Source organism: Pantoea deleyi (genome assembly GCF_022647325.1).
Classification (GTDB): Bacteria; Pseudomonadota; Gammaproteobacteria; order Enterobacterales; family Enterobacteriaceae; genus Pantoea; species Pantoea deleyi.
In genome coordinates, this window is record NZ_CP071406.1 from 75,844 (window position 1) to 93,258 (window position 17,415).

Genomic DNA, 17,415 nt, shown 5'->3' on the forward strand with positions numbered 1-17,415 from the left:
ATTAATCGTTATTTTCTGGTGAAATGAAGCAACACTCAGTTAATATCTTTCCGATAAAATGTACCCGCAGCGTAAAAACAGTGCTAAAAATTGAATAGAATCGCGGAGTCAGGCGTTAACGTTGGGTCTGCCAGAAAAAGAGAAAATAGTGATGAACCGTGCCGCCTGCTTATGCGCTCTGCTTGCCCTGCTCAGCCCGGTGCTTTATGCCGCACCGATGACTTATGCCATTATTCCGGATAAAACAACCATTGGTCTTTCCTGGCGTGCCTTTGGTCACGATTTTTCGCAGGCCAGACTGCAGGGCGTGACCGGAAGCGTGATACTGAATCCGGATGACGACCGTGATAACCATGTCGAAGTGAGTATCCCGGTGGGCACGCTGGTGGCGTCAAACAGCCTGCTCACCTGGCAGCTGAAGAGCGATCTGTTTTTTGATGCGGAGCACTACCCGCAGATTCATTTCGTCAGCAGCCGCGTTGTCGCGCTGGGCAGCGGTCAGTACCGGATTTTTGGCGTGCTGACGGTGAAAGATGTCAGCCGGCCGGTGATGATGCTCGCCTCGCTCGACAGCGGTGAGGCGATCGATCCTGCTTCGCGCTCGCTGGCGCTGCACGCATCAACCGCGATCTCCCGCACCGCATTCCGGGTGGATCGGCTGGTCGGGGTGGTGGATGACCGGGTGAACATTGCGCTGGCGATTGCCGCGCAGGTGAACGCCCCGCTCCGCTGAAGGCGCAGCCAGACTACGCCAGCGCGGTCTGCAGGGTAGTGGCGATAGCCGCCAGCTGGTGAGCCGGATTGCGGCCAATCAGCACATACTGGAAGCCATCCCGATTCCACCAGGCCAGCTCCATTCCATGCCGCCGTTCACGGGCGATCGGCTCCGGGCCGTGCGGGGCCGGTGAGATACAGAGCGCCATCGGGCCGTAATCCGCGTGCAGCCAGGCGATCTGCGCGATTGAAGTCCGTTCATAGCGCAGGATCCGGACCATTTTCAGTTCAGCACCCGGCAGGCGCAACTGCTGCGGGTGCAGCTGTAACCCTAAGTCGAGCCGTGTCCGGTCCAGCCCCTTCTGCAACAGGACGCCATCATCCGGCAGATCGGCCAGTGTTTCAGCACTGTATAGCGACATATACCGTGCCTCCAGATCGCGAATACTCTGGCTTTCATCCTCCCTCTCTTCGCCCGGTCTGGCCAGCAGACCGATGCCGCTGCCCACCAGCAGAAAACTTACCGAAGCGGCAATCAGGGCGCGGCGGCTATAGGTTCTGGCAGCGGGCGGTGGCGTGATGGCCGCCAGTCGTTCGGCCATTCTGGCCTGTGGCGCCTGCTCCAGCAGCGGGGCAAACGCCTGCCCGAAGTCGAGGCTGCTGTGCCGGAACTGCTCAACCCGCCGGTTCAGATCGGGATCGTCAGCCAGCGCCTGCTCAAACAGCCCGGCTTCCTGCGGGGTCATCTCACCATCCAGCCAGGCGACGATGGCCTCATCGCGCCAGGGTGGCGTAAACGTTTCTCTGCTCATCGCCGTTTCTCCTGCGGTGCGGGGGCGGTCGCCGTCTGCCTGGCCAGTGTGGCCCGGGCAGCGGCCAGACGGCTCATAATGGTGCCAATCGGGACGGAGAGGGTTTCTGCCGCCTCCTGATAGGTCAGTCCTTCAACGTAAACCAGAAACAGCGCGTTTCGCTGTGCCTCCGGCAGGGCGTTAACCTGCTGCATAATGCGCCGGAACTGGCGGTTGTCGTCGCTGAGGGCGTGCGTGTCACTGGCCAGCAGTGCATCGGGGTCTGCAAATCCCTGCCCCTGGCGGACCTTTCGCGCCCGCAGATCGCTGACCCAGATGGAGTGAAGGATCGAGAAGAGCCAGCGATCCATGCGTGTGCCTGGCGTGAACTGCGCGCTGCGTTCCAGCGCGCGTACGCAGGTTGACTACCAGCTCTTCTGCCAGGTCACGATCGTGTGACAGCACATAGCCGTAACGCCAGAGCCGGGTCAGATGCTCTGCGAGATGCTGACGGATGTCGCTGTGAGTGATTTTACGCTCCTCCCTGCCGTATCAGACCTCAGGATGGCCCTGAATGGCGGCCTGCAGATCGCGGTACTCCTCGCACCCGGTGCCACAGATTCCGGCAATCGTTTTCAGCTGTTCGCGCGCCAGGTCCGGACGCCCTTTAATCAGCCAGGCTTCTCCCAGATATTCACGTACCTTCGCATAACGGGGATCGAGTGCAATCGCACGCTGATAATAGCCAATCCCTTCATCCGTGCGCCCCAGTTTGCGGGTGGCATAGCCACGGTAGTTCCAGGCTTCGCGGGTATCGGGATTTTTCAGCGTATCCAGCAGGTTCAGGGCAGCCTGATAGTCACCCTTTTTCGCCAGATGGTACGCATAGCGCGTTTTATCGCCGTCACTCAGCCTGCTGGTCTTTTCGGGCACGCAGCTTTTCGTCTGACTGTCATAGACCTGGCCTTTAGGGCAGTCGGGCGTTTTTTTCTCGCTGTCGTTATCGCCCATCGCCATGCTCAGCGGCGCGTGCAGCATCAGTAACAGTGCCGGGACGGCAAACAGAGAAATACCAGAGCGCGTTGTCATCATTTATCCTCATCGGGGCTGTGGGGCAGACGCTGACGCCTGCCGGTTACCGTGCGCGGTTGCAGCACTCTGTAGTAAACAGCTCAGCAGCGGTTTCTATTCGATAAAAACAGCACTATTTTTTGTCAGCCTGCCCTCGCCGTTCGCCGTCGCCCTTTTTTCTCTGCCAGGTAACGCCGGGCTTAGTTCATATCAGCGCTTCTATGCCCCGTAACAGGCCGGTGATGTTTCTCACCTCTCGCGCAGCAAGTAAAGTCCCTGCGACATAGGGTTTAGCTGACGAGCCAGCATCATGTCTTCAGCAATCAGTTCGCGCCCTACCCAGCCGGTAGCGCCTGCAACGATAATGTTAAGCATTTAAGCCCCCGAATTGTCTTCAACAGGATTAATTCATTCGCGTCGAGCCTGATAACGTCAGATTCAGAAGCAAAGCGAACCTTGCAACTCAGCGCCGTCAGACGACATTTAGTTCTTATCGCATCGCGCTGTTCGCGATTGACGGATGCAGTAAAGCCGCCGCCGATCAAAGGCACACCTGGGAAAACATAATCCAGAGACGCCGGACATTTCTCCGCGGCTCCCTTACCGGATAGAGACGGAAGATCAGGCCGGGAGGGTATCGGATCTCAGACTCACGATCGGCCAGCCCTGCCTGATATTTTCTTCAGATCACCGAATGCTGACCTGAGGCGAAGCCTGCGTTTTCACCATGATCGCCCGGCCGCAGAGAAATTCAAACCCTCCCCTCAAGATATATTTCTAATTAAAACATAAATATAAGAATATAAATCTATATAAACGCCAATTACTGTTTTAATGTTTCACTCCGATCGTAACTTGCTATCATCACTCTGAATACAAAAGAGAGGGACCGGACAGGTCGCCAGAAGTGAACTGAGCGGTTCAGGATAACCACAGAGTGGGGGTTGAGCGGAGTGACGACTGAACCGACCATCGTGAACTCTGCATCGGTAAAGTTGATAAGCATCAATTCTGAATGTGATTCAGGTGGCGGCGCGCCGGGATGTTTCACATTCTCAGAGGGCGATGCTAAATTCTCAACGGTTTTAAAACAGGGGTATCCGGGGTGGCTGAACAGCGTCATGGGGTCACGCGGTTATCCTGCAATTACGGGTATCCGTCGCGGAGCCTGACTGATTATTGAGAGCCTGGTTTGGAATACGATTTATCGCCGGTGCGCACCCGAACGGAAAGAATGCTGCATGCGGTTATTTTCGAAGTCGCCGCGAACAGTCTGGTTTTCATTATCCTGATGTTCTGGGCTTCCGCGGCGCCTGCACAGTCAGCCCTGTTAACCGTGGTTTCATCAGCGCTGGCGATGGGATGGAACTATCTGTTCAACCTGATGTTTGACAGCGTTCAGCTGCGCATCGGTTTTAAAAAAGATTGGCGGATTCGCTGCCTGCATGCCGTTCTGTTTGAAGCGGGTCTGCTATGGGTATTAATCCCCTTTGCCGCATGGTGGCTGGATATTACGCTGCTCGCCGCGCTGAAACTGGAATGTGGTCTGGTGCTCTTTTTTCTGGTCTATACCTGGCTGTTCAATCTGCTATGGGATTATGGGCGCGCTGCATACAGCAGAAAATAGCAATTTCATTCAACGGGTTACGCTTATAATCCACGCTCTTTCGTCTGGCCGGTTCAGTGAGGTATCCGAAGCAGCAGACATCTGATGCCTGACTGGCGAAAGAGACATCTATATCGGCTGTCAGACCCCGCGTTATTTTCTGACGGCATTGATATGACAGCGCATCAGCGTAGATACGTCGAGACCGTCCACTAGCTCATTTTTTACAGGTTAACCTCAGCAAAATATTATGAATAAAGTCTATTATCTGAATAAATTAAGAAATTGTCCGTCAACCGATATTCTGGAGATCGTGACCAGCTATATGCGGAAAAAATTGCCTTCTGATGATCTCTCCTCTTTTGAAGGCGCTTATGATCATCGTAAAGCTGAGCTGATTATGAATGAGACCTACAGCGAAGTACCGGCTGAGGTCTGGCGGCAGGTGTGCTGAGCCTGAATCGCACGGCATAACGAACAGAGCCTCACGCTGAACAGCCGGTGAGGCTCTGTAATGATTACGCGGTATCAGAAATGCCAGGCAAAACCAACCTGACCGCTGTAATCCGTTTTAAACGTCCCGCCAAAACTGCTCTCAACGCTGGCGATAAGCGACAGATCAGATGCAATCTCCCCCTGCAGACTCACGCTGCTGCGATAGCGGTTGTCAGACCACGCACTGTACTGGCGATTCGACTGCCGGTCCGAAAGCGTGGTGGTCGACCCGTTTTTACCTGGCGAATACTGATATTCCAGACTTGCGCTCAGTTTTACTCCGGGCAACAGAGAACCCAGGCCGCGTTTCTGCGCCATGATCCCGGTCGTCGTGGCGTAAGGCGCTGATGAGCTGAGAGAAACATTGGCATCTTCGCCTTTCAGCGTATAACCGGACATCACACCGCCACTGACGCCCACGTAAGGCGAAATAAACAGTGTATCGTCAGCCAGCGCGAACTGGTAGCCGCTGCGCAGACTGCCGGCGAGCATATGGCTCTCTTTCCTGATGCCATTGATGTTCAGCGTCGGATCCAGCGATAACGTCTGATCAAGATAGAGGTAACGACTGGCGGCATCGATAAACCATCCCTGCTCAGACTGCCAGGAGTAGTAGGCGCCGACGGTGCCCAGCCGGTGTTTTTCATAGCCCTCCCCTTTTACCTCACCCTGCGTATAGCTGGCGCTCCAGCCCACTGTCTGCGCCTCATTGCGGGTATCCCAGCCAACGTTCAGGGTCTGCTGATGGTTTTTCAGCCCGAGGAATCGTCCTCTTCTCTGTTCAAGGATTGCCCAGGAACCACTGCTTTCCGGTGAGGCACGCAGCATGTCGGTGCGTTTATGTAACTGGCTGACAGCTTCGCTGAAAATGTACTGACGTGATGCCATCAGCGCACGCGTGCGCTGGATCAGTGGCAGGTTGTCGTAAATCGTAAACCAGTCATCCGGGTTAAAGGCCGCTTCAGGGGCTTCTTCCCCGGCTTTTTCCTGAGCTTCGGCTTCAGCTTTTGCTTTCTCATCGGCTTCCGCTTTTGCTTTAGCTTCTGCCTCTGCTTTCGCCTTCTCACTGGCGTTTGCAGGCTCCTCCGCTTCGGCTGTTTCTTCGGCGTTCTGAACCTCGGTCGCCTGGTTTTCTGCCGGTTCAGGGGTGGCGTCAGGCTCAGCCGTGACGTCCGGTGCAGGCGCGGGTTCAGGTGCTGGAGTCGGTTCAGGCTCCGGCGCGGGAGTTGGCTCTGGTTCTGGCGTTGGCTCCGGTTCCGGGGTTGGCTCCGGTTCCGGGGTTGGCTCCGGCGCTGGGGTTGGCTCCGGCGCTGGGGTTGGCTCCGGCGCTGGGGTTGGCTCCGGCGCTGGGGTTGGCTCCGGCACTGGCGTTGGCTCCGGCTCTGGCGTTGGCTCCGGCTCTGGCGTTGGCTCAGCCGCAGGGGTCTGTTCAGGTTCAGGCACCGGCGTCGGTTCCGGCATCAGCTCGGGTTCTGCAGTGACCTCAGGCGCTGGGTCTGGGGTGGTTTCCGTGACATCAGGCATTGGCTCCGGCGCTGGCGTGGGTTCAGGTTCGGCGGCTTTGTTACTTTTAAGCACCCACTGCACGCGATCACTCTCATCCTTTACCTGATAGTTCGGAGAGTAAATACTGAACCCCCTGTAACTGCTGGCAAAGGCGAAGTAACTGTGCGGAGTGCCAGCCGGTGCATCGACCATCACCAGGTCCTGTGTCAGTGCAACCTGCTCTTCATTGCCCATCAGCAGGGCCACATCCAGCAGGTTGTCGCTGCCCGTCGCCGAATTGTTAATGATGAGCCTGTCGCTTTCCAGCGAGGAGGGCTTAACGCCTAACACCAGATTCATCCCGGTCGCATCCAGGGTATCCAAGCTCAGGGTTTTAGCACGCCAGTTGCCCTGAGGCACCATCGACAGCATCGCTCCCCGCTTCGCCAGCAGCGACCCAACATAACTGTCACCTGTCATCGTCCAGTTTGCATTAGCATCCATTGTCATGATGCTGCTGCTGGCAGAGGTCACTGCGCCCTGGTAGTTCACTTTCCCCAGATAGAGCGACGCGTTGTTGCCCAGCTGGACATCACCCTGGACTTCACTGGCGGGCAAGTTTGCCAGTTCATCTGCATTACGCACTGGCTGGCTGCAGGCGACATCATTTGTGTAAATCACGGAGTAGCAGCGCCAGCTTTTCTCCTCCTTCTGCTGACTGTCGTTGTAACCAAAGGAGAGCGTGGCAGCGTCCGCAGCGGTTACGCTGGCTTTAACGCCCGCATACTCACCAACCTGAAGATGGGCACCTTTACCGACGTTGATCTGATCGGCGGCAAACAGAGAGGTTTCCCAGTCATCATCAATGATAACGTTGTTTGCATGCGGAACCGGATGACCGGAAAGAATCGCGGTGCCGTTCTTAACCTCCAGATTGCCATTCAGGTTCATCCCGCCCGTCAGCGCGAAGATCGCGGTGGCATTGCGCGGCATGATATTGACGTTCATGACGCCATTGAGCTTCTCTTTCAGTGTCTCCCCCAGAAAGCCGCGGAAGACCTGAACATTCAGCTGCGTCAGCCGATGATCGATGGCCTTGTCAGGATCGGTGCCGAGATAGGTCCAGGTAGAGGTCGACGATTTATCTGTCGGGTAATACCAGTATGATGTCGTGTTTAACTGGAAATACTCGGTTTCTTCGGTGTAGGGGTTGTTATACACATAGATGTCGCCCGGCGTGCCTTTAGGGTTACTCTCCTGAAAGGTGTTAAAGGGAACGTCTGCCACGGTGTATCCCGTCATATTAAGGGTGGAGGGGGCATCACTGTGGTTAACCAGTCTGGCACCCTCATCGGTATGATTGATTTTTTTCACGCTGGCCGTGTTACCGTTTAAATCCAGACGGCCGCCACGATAACCAAAATAGATCTTATCGACAGAAATCTGATTGGGATCGTTCAGCACAACGGTGGGACGCCCGCTGACCACGGTGATGGAAGAGAAGGCCCTTTTTTTACCTTTGGCATCGGCACGCTGATCCAGGATCACGGTGCCATCCCCCACATTCAGCGAACCCGGATTGACCCCTTCTGCGTTCACATGGAGGGTTCCTGCGCCAATTTTATGTAAGGGGTCGCTGGCTAAGCCATTCACCTGCCACAGAACGTCTTTGCCTGCGTCCACTTCCACACCGCCGCCTGCCCAGGTCGCATTGACGCCTTCGGCTGACGTCACCCGGTAGTCATTCGAAAACTGCAGCTTACCCGCGCCCATGTTCACCGGCGTATTCAGGGAAATCACGCCACCTGCGCCATTGAAGCGAAGATCTTTGGTCGCATCCAGTTCCTTAATGGAGGCTTTTGCAGGGGCAACGCTCTCATACTTTTTCGCCAGGCCCTGCCATGTCCAGCTATTCTCACCCTGTAAAATGGCATCGCTGTTCCAGTTGATAACCGCGCTGGTATCGCTGTCCGTCACATCCGGCGAGGTATTCGCAGCCTGTACGGCATCGATAAAATCCCCCTGAATATAGGTGGCCGTCGCACGCTTTAAGTAGAGGCCGGCATCCCTGTCATAGCCCTGATGAACCGCGACAAGTTTCCACTGCTTATCAACAGAATCGAAGGCAAAGACCGGACTGCCGCTGTCGCCGCCATTGGCACCGATCGAAAGTGGCGTGGTGTCAGGATCGTCCGGTCCCAGATTGTAGTAGCGCAACCAGTTGCTGTAGGAGAATTTGCGCACGCTCTCTGCGCTGATTGTGCCGCCTGACTTCCATTTATAAGCACTGGCCAGATGCACGCGTTCTGTCTGATCGTCGTTGATCTGCTCCTGTGTGCCCGTACCCAGTCGCGTATACCAGGCGTAACGTGTCTGGATGTCGGCCCGAAAGTCCGCTTCAGAGACATAGCTGTAAGGCGCCGCTTCCGTTACCACCTTATTCAGGCGCGGCACATGGAAATCTTTTGCGCTGTCCTCATTACGATTGATCAGCTTATAGGTGGTGCTGTAGGAGGCGCCGTTGCCAAATGATACCGTTTTATAGCCGGTATTATGTTTCACACTGGCGATATAAGAAGGCGAGATCAGGGTAGCGTACCCTAAATTAGCGACGCCGCCGAAGTCCGGCATAGGAAAATCAAGATAGCCCGATAGCGAGCCATCTTTGTTGTAGACGGCAATATTCTCCTCTCCGACTTTATATTTCCCCAGATTCTCAGCGAAATCACGATACTGCTGAACATCAATGTTATTAAGCATAATGCCCGCGTAAGATTTCGTGCAGATAAAAAAGGTGCAACAAATCGCTGCGCTTCCAAAGTGTCTCAATGGGTTGCTCCTGCAAAAATTATTCTTATTTAAGAGATCCTTTAACCAGGCAAATCCTAACATCGGGACAATTACTAACTGAATTCTGATTTGACTTAATAGTTGATTCAAATCAAAAAAAACAGCGCGCCGCCTGTAAAATAAAAGCTAACACACTGTTTTACTTGCAAATAGAAATGCAGTGCAAAATAATAACTTATGTTTATTTTTAATAATAAAACAAAACAGATTCTTATAAATGCATGCCAGATGCGCGGGATAAAATTAATGAAAACATCGGAGGATAAAAATCTCATCACTCGTTAGTGTAGAGATCCTACCTTCAGAAGGTTTATGCCTGAATTATTAGCTGAATATCTAAAGAATGATCTGAATCGCGAGAGTGCGAATAATTCTGGTTTACGGAAAAGCGTGCCTGCGCTTTCTGCCTTAACCAAAGTCAATCTGGTGAGGGTGTCAGCGCCGCAGATCAGCCAGACAGGGGCGAAAAGCGATCTCACAGAGGCGGAACAGAACGGAGGCTACGAGGAATGTCGTTGCCAGCTTCGTCGGCTGGCATCAGAGACGACCATAAAGGGGGATTTATTGCGGATGATCGCGATGAAACAGCGCCCACTGCTCAATACGCTCGCCATCCGGCAGCAGGCAGTAGTGCGTGCTGTTGTCAGGTGCTGAGCCCTGCACCAGTTCTCCGCCACGCTGGAGGCACCAGACGCTGGCCGGATTACGCATCGCCAGACGCTGCTGTTTGTCGCTATGAGGTGCGCAAGCCTGCAGGCAAAGCACCGTGAGCGAAAGAGCGATTAATTTGAAACCTGTTGCCATAGAAGCCTCATAGCCAGTGTAAAAAAGTGACTGAATAGCCGGAATCCATATCCTGCTAAAACGAATGATAATGATCAGAACGCGGCAGTGAGGGATGACGCGTTTCACTTTCGCGTTAAGCAGATTGCTGTACGCTTATGCTCATCATAATTTAAGCGCTAACCGTACGTTTAAACAGGCAGTTAACAGAACGGCTTTATGGATATCGCGAGATAAAGACCTGATGCAGCACTCTATTAATAACAGGATGCTGTATTATATTTACAACATCGCGTCAGGAAATTTCACATCAGGCTGACAGTCATTACATTAACAACCTGGTGGCTGAACTGAAATTCGTTACAGGAATTAACATTACTATCAAGTACACAATGAAATGAAACGGCTGCGGATAAGAAACGTTATCCTGACACAATGAGCTGGAAACAGACAAAGCCAGCGGGGCGCTGGCCTTGTGGCTATCGAATCGCGGAGGTCAACCTGTATATCGCTCCGCGCCCGGACACGCCTTTGCCAATAGAGGCTACGAATGATTTTTCCAGTAGATCGCCTGCTGAGTCGATGCAGAGGGATGCTGCTCGGCTGCAGAAGAGAAATAATTACCATAGATATAGCTGAAAAGTAAAAAAACCACACCCAGCAGAATGGCAGTCACAATACTGAAAGGAAAAATCAGAGTGCGGTTTTTTTTCTGTTCTTTTTTACTCATGAACATATTCCGGTTTTAGCTGCAGAATTCCTGTTGCACATAGATTATCGTGTAACCTCACTGTTGAGCACTTACACTTCGGTTGGGCTGATCACCCCTCTATACAACTCAAGCAGAGAGAGATCGTTGATAAATGCATTAAACTCTCTGTCACCACGCAAACTGAATTTTCTCATCACATTATATTTGTGTGCATAAATGGTTTTTGCCGCCAGATCCAGCCGACTCGCCGTCTGGCTCACGCTATAACCTTTTTTTAAAAAACTCAGCACCTGCAGCTGAATGACAGTGATGCGGGCAAAATCGCAATTCAGACAGTCCGATGGCTGAAATCCTCTCCCGGGTCCCTGAAAGTTGACCGCGGCGCGCATTAACTTGTCCGCTATTTTACTGACTGGGTCCAGACGAGAGAGCACAATGAGAGAGCGGTAGCAGACCGGAAGCTGTTCCATAATGATATCCGCAGATTCATCAACAAAGACCATTATGATGCTACCCGGTTTACGGGCGCGGTAAGCAGGCTGGCACATGTACAGACGCCATTGCGAAACATTAATCAGGATAAAATCTGCCTTTTCCAGACATTGCCTGTCTGAACCTGATAAAAAATTCACTTTAGCATCAGACAGAAATGCCTCCTCAATTACTTTTGAAATGCCTAGTCTGAAGAAGTAGTTCTCATCTGTACAAAAGACGTTAAAATCCATTTTTTCCCTTAGGCATCTCAAAAATAAAATATAATCAGGTAAATTTCCCGTTAATCAGAACCAGCTCACCTTTTTCTTTCAGCTCTTTCAACACTCTGCAGATCGAGCTTTTTGAAAGATGTGAACTGTTCTCAATCAGGTAGAGTGCTGAGAAACGTTTCTTGAGGTGGGGCGGCAGTTTTTTCCACCGGCCAATTAACGAAATCACCTCATCATGTGAATTGCTCTTGGGCAATTGGATGTAGTTCATCAAATCTGAATACTGACCTGACAGGATGGACATCGCATCATTGAAGATGTCTTTTTCAAAGACCAGACGCCAGAAGACATCGTAGTCCATATAGCTGACCTTACCGTAGTCGATCCTTTCAAGATAAACAGGCGGCTCATCCAGCGCGGGCGTCACACCGACGACAAAAGGAGCGGATAAGATGTTGAGGACCTTATTCTCACCCTTTATTTTGAGTAGAAAATCGCCGTCAAGAATGAACATCACGCGGCGAACATTATCTTTCGTTAAATGGTAACGACGCTTGCCCCGTGAAATTTCGTCCGGATTTGCAACCTGTGCATATCCTGCTAAGGCACTGATCACTCGCTCATGATTCTCAGTCACTCTATACATAATAATCAACTCAATCTGACTAACACGAAAGTAGTATTAGTAATAAAATTAGTAAAATCTGTTTGTAATAGTCCTTTCTTTCGCCTGGCGTACTGTGAATCTTTACTCGCCTCCAGAACTCGAGCAAAATAACGATGTTATGGGTTTCACTATAATAAAACCGAAACAGTAAAATTCAACACCACAAACAGGCTAAAAGGAAGAGACTTAAACCAACATACGTCATAACAACCAGATATTACACCTTACATTAATCAGTTATTCAGCATATCAATCCAATATGTGGCGACTTACTGATAGTGTTATAACTTTTTTCTAAAAAAGGGAATCTATCATTATCATTTGCGATCTAATGTTATCGCCCTGATAAATAAGAACGCCATATCTGGAAAAAAATCTATTAACTGAACTTTATATTTAAAAGGGTGGTGTCATATTGGAATCATTGTTAATTCTCCAGGTGAAACTGAAAGCACCAGTTCATTTCTTCTGAGGAGAATTAAACCATAACGATGTCAATCCGGACATTTAAATTGCAATTGCCTTTTTATTTAGTTTTTTATGCTGCATTGATGATTATTTTTAGACCTTGATTCTATTCTGGCTCTGACCAGCTTTCCCCCGGATTTAACCCGCAACAGCAATCCGTACCGGATTCTTACAAAGATGTTATTTGAAGAGGAGCCTGGCCGCTCTGGCAACCCGCTGTTCTGCTCATCCGCTCCGGGCGTTAACATCATATTTCTTGAGAAGTGATTATGAAAATCGACTTCATTCACAGATGCAAGAAGCAGAAAATAAACTATGGAAATAATCACTCTCCTCACCATGCTTATCCGGACGCTGATTTCCCGACTCTCCTTCTCGGCCTGATTTAACCCGGCTGGAACACGACTTTCCCCTCCTTAACTCTCTTATTTCACAATTCCCAAATCCCAATAGAGGACATCACAACCGTGATGCCTGAAAAGCATCCCCATGCTGACATACCTGACAGAGTGTCAGGAAAAATTGCGTACGAAAGATGTGAATATTTATCATGTACTCTTCAGTACACCCTGATGCATAAATATCTGTCGCGCTGTTACACGGCGCCAGTCAGAAAATGCTCATCAGCAAGGGGCGCCATCACCGAAATAATTCTGACAGATTTTCCCTGCTATCAGTGATCCATACTGGAACGTGGCGAATTCCGATTTTCGGTCCTGCTCCGACAGCCGTTAACGCTGCAAAATCTACAATATGCATATATCTCTTTAACTTCATCTCTATTTTTGTGATTCAGAAGACGAGCCTGCCGCTGGCTGAATCATTCCTTCGAGATAATAAGCCATTATCCTTAATTATGAGAATTAACATATTAACCGCCAGAATAACAATATGAACAACAGTTCGGTAAATTACGGACCTGAATATATTGGATTAAGCATTATTAAGATTACTTCAGAAGCAACATAACGCCCATCGCCTTACCCTCTGGTCGCCGGAATAAGCATATTTTTACCCTGGCGACTAATGTACATACCAACTCGTTTTGTTAAAAACAGTCTATTAATAGGGAAGTTTGATAATGAAAAAACTGGTTTTTTTATCCGCATCAGTAATGTCTGCTCTGTTTGCGTCACAGGCATTCGCAGTGTCAAATAATACGATTGCTTTTCAGGGTGAGGTCACTGCCGAAACCTGCTCTGTAACCGTAAATGGTAATACCGCAAAACCTACTATCCTCCTGCCCACCGTTAATGTTTCAGCACTGAATGGCAGCGGCAAAGTTGCTGGTCAGACGACGTTTGATATCGGTGTCACAAGCTGTGGAGGAAATAACATCACCAGCACGGCCATCTCAACCGTTTTCACCGGCAACAATGTAAGCGATAAAGGCAATCTGAGTAATCTGGCTGCAACGGATGCGGCAGGTAATGTAGAAATCCAGATCCTGGATACTAAAGGGAAAGGGATTAACTTCAATGACGGCTCCTTTAGCGGTGCTGGCGACCTGACACTGGCTGCGGGTAAGAAAGAGGCATCTGCAACCTACACAGCGCAATACTATGCAACTGGCGCTGCCACTGCCGGTGCTGTTGAAGCCACCATGCAGTACGCCATCAGCTACAAATAATAACTATATCCGCAGGGATGAAGATTTTTTCTGAAATATTCCAGATTAAATCGGGTCAGGGAAGGCCCGCTTTTTCTGTTCGGCCAGGGGTTGGCATTAATTTTTTATGGATAACTACTATGTCTCGATTACTTCGAAAAGATTCGTCATATCATCGCATTTTGTTTTTTTTGCTCTCTTTTCTTCTTTGCCAGTCGGTATATGCCAGTGTCGTAATGACAGGATCGCGGATAATTTATCCTTCGGATGCAAAGTCTGTCGACGTCCAGTTAAGAAATAACGATGACTTCCCGTACGTTATCCAGGCATGGTTTGACAGTGGTGACAACACATCCACAGCCGCCACGGGTAAGGCTCCGTTTGTGGTAGTGCCCCCTACATTCAGGATCGCAGAAAAAGAGGGTCAGGTATTACGTATTTTTTTCACTGGTAAAACAGCCTTACCTCAGGATCGCGAATCCGTTTTTTATTTTAATTTCCTTCAGATTCCACCGGGCAATGTTGCAGGTGACAAAGGCAGTCAGATGATGGTTATGCTGAAAAACAGATTGAAGCTGTTTTACCGTCCTGCCTCACTGAAAAATAACCCGAAAAAAGTATTCGATTTATTAACGTTTAGCGAAATTTCCTCTTCCAGCATCCGTATTACCAATCACTCACCCTATTACGTTTCGCTTAGCAAGGTTGCTGTCAGAGGCGCAGCAGCAAAACAAGAGCCACCGATGCTTGCACCGTTTGCAACGGCCGAAGTGGCTTTGAAGGAAAACAAGACAGGCTCCGGCACCCAGGGAATTGAAATTGGATTAATTAATGATTATGGGGCAATGGTGACGCATGAATATTCAATTCAGAAATAAAGGAACAGGCTTTCGCCTGGCTGTCATCAGTTGCCTTGTCAAAGCCGCGGTCTTTACTCAGGTTGTCCAGGCTCAGGAATACCGGTTCGACAATAATCTGCTGGCCGGTTCCGGCTTCTCAGAGGGCATTGACCTTGATCAGTTCAATGAAAAACAGGCCCAGATTCCTGAAGGTCAGCAAATCCTCGACATCAGTCTGAATGGGACAACCATCAGGAGTCAGGTACCGGTAAATTTTCGCAAAAAGAGCGCCGCCGATAAAAGTGCGCAACCCTGCATTGATGCCGACATGGTGAAACTGCTTCAGCTGAAATCCGGGCTGGCGGAGGCCACTAAACAAAAGTGTCTGCTGCTTTCGGATCTGACGACGCAGGGAAAATGGAATATCAGGCAGGCTACGCTGACGCTCAACTTTCTCATCCCGCAGATTTTGCTCAATCATCAGCCGCGTGATTACATCCCCGTTTCTGAATGGGATGCTGGTACGCCGCTGGTTTTTTTACGCCATAACACCAGCTTTACCCGCAATCTCCGGCGCGATACGCACTCCAGCTATCTCTGGAGTCTGATTAACGCAGGCGGCAATCTCGGCATGTGGCAGTTACGTCATCAGGCCAATATGCGCTATATGGATAGCACACCAGGCGATGCTCAGTATAAATGGAACGCCGTGCGCACATGGGTACAGCGTCCACTGCCAGCCCTCTCCAGCGAACTGATGGTAGGTGACACATTTACCGACAGTTCAATGTTCGGGTCGATCTCTTTTAACGGGGTGAAACTCGCGACCGATCAACGGATGTGGCCACAGGGCCGCCGTGGATATGCACCGGAAGTCCGGGGTGTGGCAATCAGTGATGCCCGAGTCCTGATCAGTCAGGGTGGCAGCGTGATCTACGAAACGCAGGTTCCACCCGGCCCCTTCCTGATTGATGATCTCTACAACACCCGCAGCCAGGGCGATTTGAAAGTCCAGATTATCGAAGCTGACGGCAAATCTTCTTTTTTTACCGTCCCTTACGCTGCCGTTCCGGAATCCATGCGTCCGGGAAATCTGAGCTATCAGTTTTCCGCCGGTAAAGTCAGGAATTACTACGCCGTCCAGAACGCCTTTACCGAAGGTGTATTGCAGTATGGTCTCAGCAACAGTATCACCGCTAACACCGGTGCCCGCTTCGGCAATGATTATCAGGCATTACTGATGGGCGGGGTATACGCCTCAGAACTGGGCGCGCTCTCGCTCAACACCACCTGGTCGCACGCCAGAGTGGAAGATGACCTGACCCGAAGCGGCTGGCGTGCGGAAGCCTCGTACAGCAAAACCTTCTCTACCAATACTAATCTGGTTCTCGCCGCCTACCGTTACTCCACCTCAGGCTACCGTGATCTTGAGGACGTGCTGGGCGTCCGGCGTCAGCAGAAGAGCGGAACACACTACTACTCCGATACGCTCAAACAGCGCAACCGCTTTACCGCGACGGTAAGCCAGAACATGGCTGATTACGGAACCCTTGCGCTCACCGGAAGCAGCACCGACTACTACAACAATCGGTCACGCATCAGCGAATTCCAGTTCTCCTATAACAATCTGTGGCGCAGGATGAGCTACAGCCTCAATGTCGGAAGGCAGCGTTCGAGCTGGAGCAGCAACGATTTCTATAGCGTCAGTGACAGTGACTACGACTCCGGCCGTTATCAGAAATACACAGAGAACATCGTCTCTGTTGGTATCTCCATTCCGCTCGACTGGCGTGATAGCCGCTCAACCATCGCGCTGGATATGACGCGGGATAAAAACACCACGTCCGCAATGAGCACGCTGTCGGGTTCAGCAGGTGAAAGCAGTGACTTTACCTATGCGTTTTACGCCGGTTACGACCGCTATCGTGATGACGCCCAGCGTAAAAATCACGACGCGCACTGGGGAACCAACGTACAGGAACGCACCCGAATGGGTACGCTTCGCGCCTCCTACGCCCGCAGTGATAATTACCACCAGCTCGGTCTGGGCACGGCGGGTACGCTCGCACTTCACGGCGGCGGCGTCACCTATGGCCCCTACGCCAGCGACACTTTTGCGCTGGTCGAGGCGAAAGGCGCCAGCGGCGCGAGCGTCAACAATGCGCAGGGGGCAAAAATCGATCCCTTTGGCTATGCCATCGTGCCATCGCTGGCCCCCTATCGCCATAACACCATCAGCCTGGACAGCAACTCCATCTCCAGAGACGTTGAACTCGAAAGCGGCAATGTACGCGTCGTACCAGTATTTGGCAGCGTGCCGAAAGTGACATTTAAAACCCTGAGTGGTTCGCCAGCCCTGATTTCGGCCACCCTGCCCGATGGCATGCCCGTCCCCATGGGCGCAGAAGTCAAAGACAGCCACGGCAACAGCATCGGAATGGCCGGTCAGAATGGTCAGATCTACGCCCGTCTTCCTGATGCGTCTGGCACGCTGTTTGTGAGCTGGGGCAGCGACAGGAAATGCCGCATTAACTATCAGTTGCCATCCGGAAAAGTGAGTGATGGCAGCTTCGCGCATTTGAACGGTGTCTGCTTCAAGTGAACTTCTTTCAGTGAGAACA

Annotated in this window: 13 protein-coding genes and 1 pseudogene; 6 read left to right on the plus strand and 8 right to left on the minus strand. The window is 51.3% G+C overall.

Features of this window, described 5'->3' with window-relative positions; translation table 11 throughout:
• Window positions 1-151 precede the first annotated feature (151 nt).
• Window positions 152-733, plus strand: coding sequence for a YceI family protein (locus J1C59_RS18985; protein WP_128086397.1), 582 nt, complete (start codon window positions 152-154; stop codon window positions 731-733).
• A 13-nt stretch (window positions 734-746) separates the two neighbouring features.
• On the opposite strand, the gene J1C59_RS18990 is transcribed toward J1C59_RS18985, so the two are convergent.
• The 3 genes and pseudogenes from J1C59_RS18990 to J1C59_RS19000 form a co-directional block, all read right to left on the minus strand.
• Window positions 747-1,526, minus strand: coding sequence for an anti-sigma factor family protein (locus J1C59_RS18990; RefSeq protein ID WP_128086391.1), 780 nt, complete (start codon window positions 1,524-1,526; stop codon window positions 747-749).
• Window positions 1,523-1,970: pseudogene (locus tag J1C59_RS18995) on the minus strand (sigma-70 family RNA polymerase sigma factor). Before J1C59_RS18995 ends, J1C59_RS18990 begins: the two are co-directional and overlap by 4 nt.
• 87 nt (window positions 1,971-2,057) lie before the next feature.
• Complete coding sequence (locus tag J1C59_RS19000; RefSeq protein ID WP_128086393.1) at window positions 2,058-2,594, minus strand: tetratricopeptide repeat protein; 537 nt, start codon at window positions 2,592-2,594, stop codon at window positions 2,058-2,060.
• 1,195 nt (window positions 2,595-3,789) lie between these two features.
• On the opposite strand from J1C59_RS19000, the gene J1C59_RS19005 reads away from it, so the two are divergent.
• On the plus strand, window positions 3,790-4,203 hold the full coding sequence (locus J1C59_RS19005) for a PACE efflux transporter (RefSeq protein ID WP_277933483.1): 414 nt from the start codon (window positions 3,790-3,792) through the stop codon (window positions 4,201-4,203).
• Window positions 4,204-4,432: 229 nt separating this feature from the next.
• Complete coding sequence (locus J1C59_RS19010) at window positions 4,433-4,636, plus strand: Hha/YmoA family nucleoid-associated regulatory protein (protein WP_128086395.1); 204 nt, start codon at window positions 4,433-4,435, stop codon at window positions 4,634-4,636.
• A gap of 74 nt (window positions 4,637-4,710) precedes the next feature.
• Here the strand turns inward: J1C59_RS19010 and J1C59_RS19015 are convergent, their stop codons facing one another.
• The 5 genes from J1C59_RS19015 to J1C59_RS19035 form a co-directional block, all read right to left on the minus strand.
• Window positions 4,711-8,922, minus strand: a complete 4,212-nt coding sequence (locus J1C59_RS19015; protein ID WP_167498241.1) for a S6 family peptidase — start codon at window positions 8,920-8,922, stop codon at window positions 4,711-4,713.
• A 651-nt stretch (window positions 8,923-9,573) separates the two neighbouring features.
• Entirely contained in the window at window positions 9,574-9,816 is a 243-nt protein-coding gene (locus J1C59_RS19020) for a putative hemolysin (protein ID WP_128085430.1), read from the minus strand.
• A 523-nt stretch (window positions 9,817-10,339) separates the two neighbouring features.
• Window positions 10,340-10,525, minus strand: coding sequence for a hypothetical protein (locus J1C59_RS19025; protein ID WP_128085429.1), 186 nt, complete (start codon window positions 10,523-10,525; stop codon window positions 10,340-10,342).
• Window positions 10,526-10,596: 71 nt separating this feature from the next.
• A complete protein-coding gene (locus tag J1C59_RS19030; RefSeq protein ID WP_128085428.1) occupies window positions 10,597-11,232 on the minus strand; it encodes a helix-turn-helix transcriptional regulator in 636 nt (211 codons plus the stop codon).
• Between the two features lie 34 nt (window positions 11,233-11,266).
• Window positions 11,267-11,857 carry a helix-turn-helix domain-containing protein gene (locus tag J1C59_RS19035; RefSeq protein WP_128085427.1) on the minus strand — a complete coding sequence of 197 codons (591 nt, stop codon included), beginning with the start codon at window positions 11,855-11,857 and terminating at the stop codon, window positions 11,267-11,269.
• A 1,570-nt stretch (window positions 11,858-13,427) separates the two neighbouring features.
• Here J1C59_RS19035 and J1C59_RS19040 point away from each other — a divergent pair.
• From J1C59_RS19040 to J1C59_RS19050, 3 genes are all read left to right on the plus strand, one after another.
• Window positions 13,428-13,976 carry a fimbrial protein gene (locus J1C59_RS19040; RefSeq protein WP_128085426.1) on the plus strand — a complete coding sequence of 183 codons (549 nt, stop codon included), beginning with the start codon at window positions 13,428-13,430 and terminating at the stop codon, window positions 13,974-13,976.
• Between the two features lie 119 nt (window positions 13,977-14,095).
• Window positions 14,096-14,833, plus strand: coding sequence for a fimbria/pilus periplasmic chaperone (locus J1C59_RS19045; protein ID WP_128085425.1), 738 nt, complete (start codon window positions 14,096-14,098; stop codon window positions 14,831-14,833).
• Window positions 14,811-17,396, plus strand: a complete 2,586-nt coding sequence (locus J1C59_RS19050; protein WP_128085424.1) for a fimbrial outer membrane usher protein — start codon at window positions 14,811-14,813, stop codon at window positions 17,394-17,396. The genes J1C59_RS19045 and J1C59_RS19050 overlap by 23 nt, the downstream gene beginning before the upstream one ends.
• Window positions 17,397-17,415 lie beyond the last annotated feature (19 nt).

Coding starts and splice junctions, on each gene's coding strand:
- J1C59_RS19030 (WP_128085428.1), bottom strand. CDS start 11,232: ATGGATTTTAACGTCTTTTGTACAGATGAGAACTACTTCTTCAGACTA.
- J1C59_RS19025 (WP_128085429.1), bottom strand. CDS start 10,525: ATGAGTAAAAAAGAACAGAAAAAAAACCGCACTCTGATTTTTCCTTTC.
- J1C59_RS18990 (WP_128086391.1), bottom strand. CDS start 1,526: ATGAGCAGAGAAACGTTTACGCCACCCTGGCGCGATGAGGCCATCGTC.
- J1C59_RS19000 (WP_128086393.1), bottom strand. CDS start 2,594: ATGACAACGCGCTCTGGTATTTCTCTGTTTGCCGTCCCGGCACTGTTA.
- J1C59_RS19015 (WP_167498241.1), bottom strand. CDS start 8,922: ATGCTTAATAACATTGATGTTCAGCAGTATCGTGATTTCGCTGAGAAT.
- J1C59_RS19040 (WP_128085426.1), top strand. CDS start 13,428: ATGAAAAAACTGGTTTTTTTATCCGCATCAGTAATGTCTGCTCTGTTT.
- J1C59_RS19020 (WP_128085430.1), bottom strand. CDS start 9,816: ATGGCAACAGGTTTCAAATTAATCGCTCTTTCGCTCACGGTGCTTTGC.
- J1C59_RS19050 (WP_128085424.1), top strand. CDS start 14,811: ATGAATATTCAATTCAGAAATAAAGGAACAGGCTTTCGCCTGGCTGTC.
- J1C59_RS18985 (WP_128086397.1), top strand. CDS start 152: ATGAACCGTGCCGCCTGCTTATGCGCTCTGCTTGCCCTGCTCAGCCCG.
- J1C59_RS19035 (WP_128085427.1), bottom strand. CDS start 11,857: ATGTATAGAGTGACTGAGAATCATGAGCGAGTGATCAGTGCCTTAGCA.
- J1C59_RS19010 (WP_128086395.1), top strand. CDS start 4,433: ATGAATAAAGTCTATTATCTGAATAAATTAAGAAATTGTCCGTCAACC.
- J1C59_RS19045 (WP_128085425.1), top strand. CDS start 14,096: ATGTCTCGATTACTTCGAAAAGATTCGTCATATCATCGCATTTTGTTT.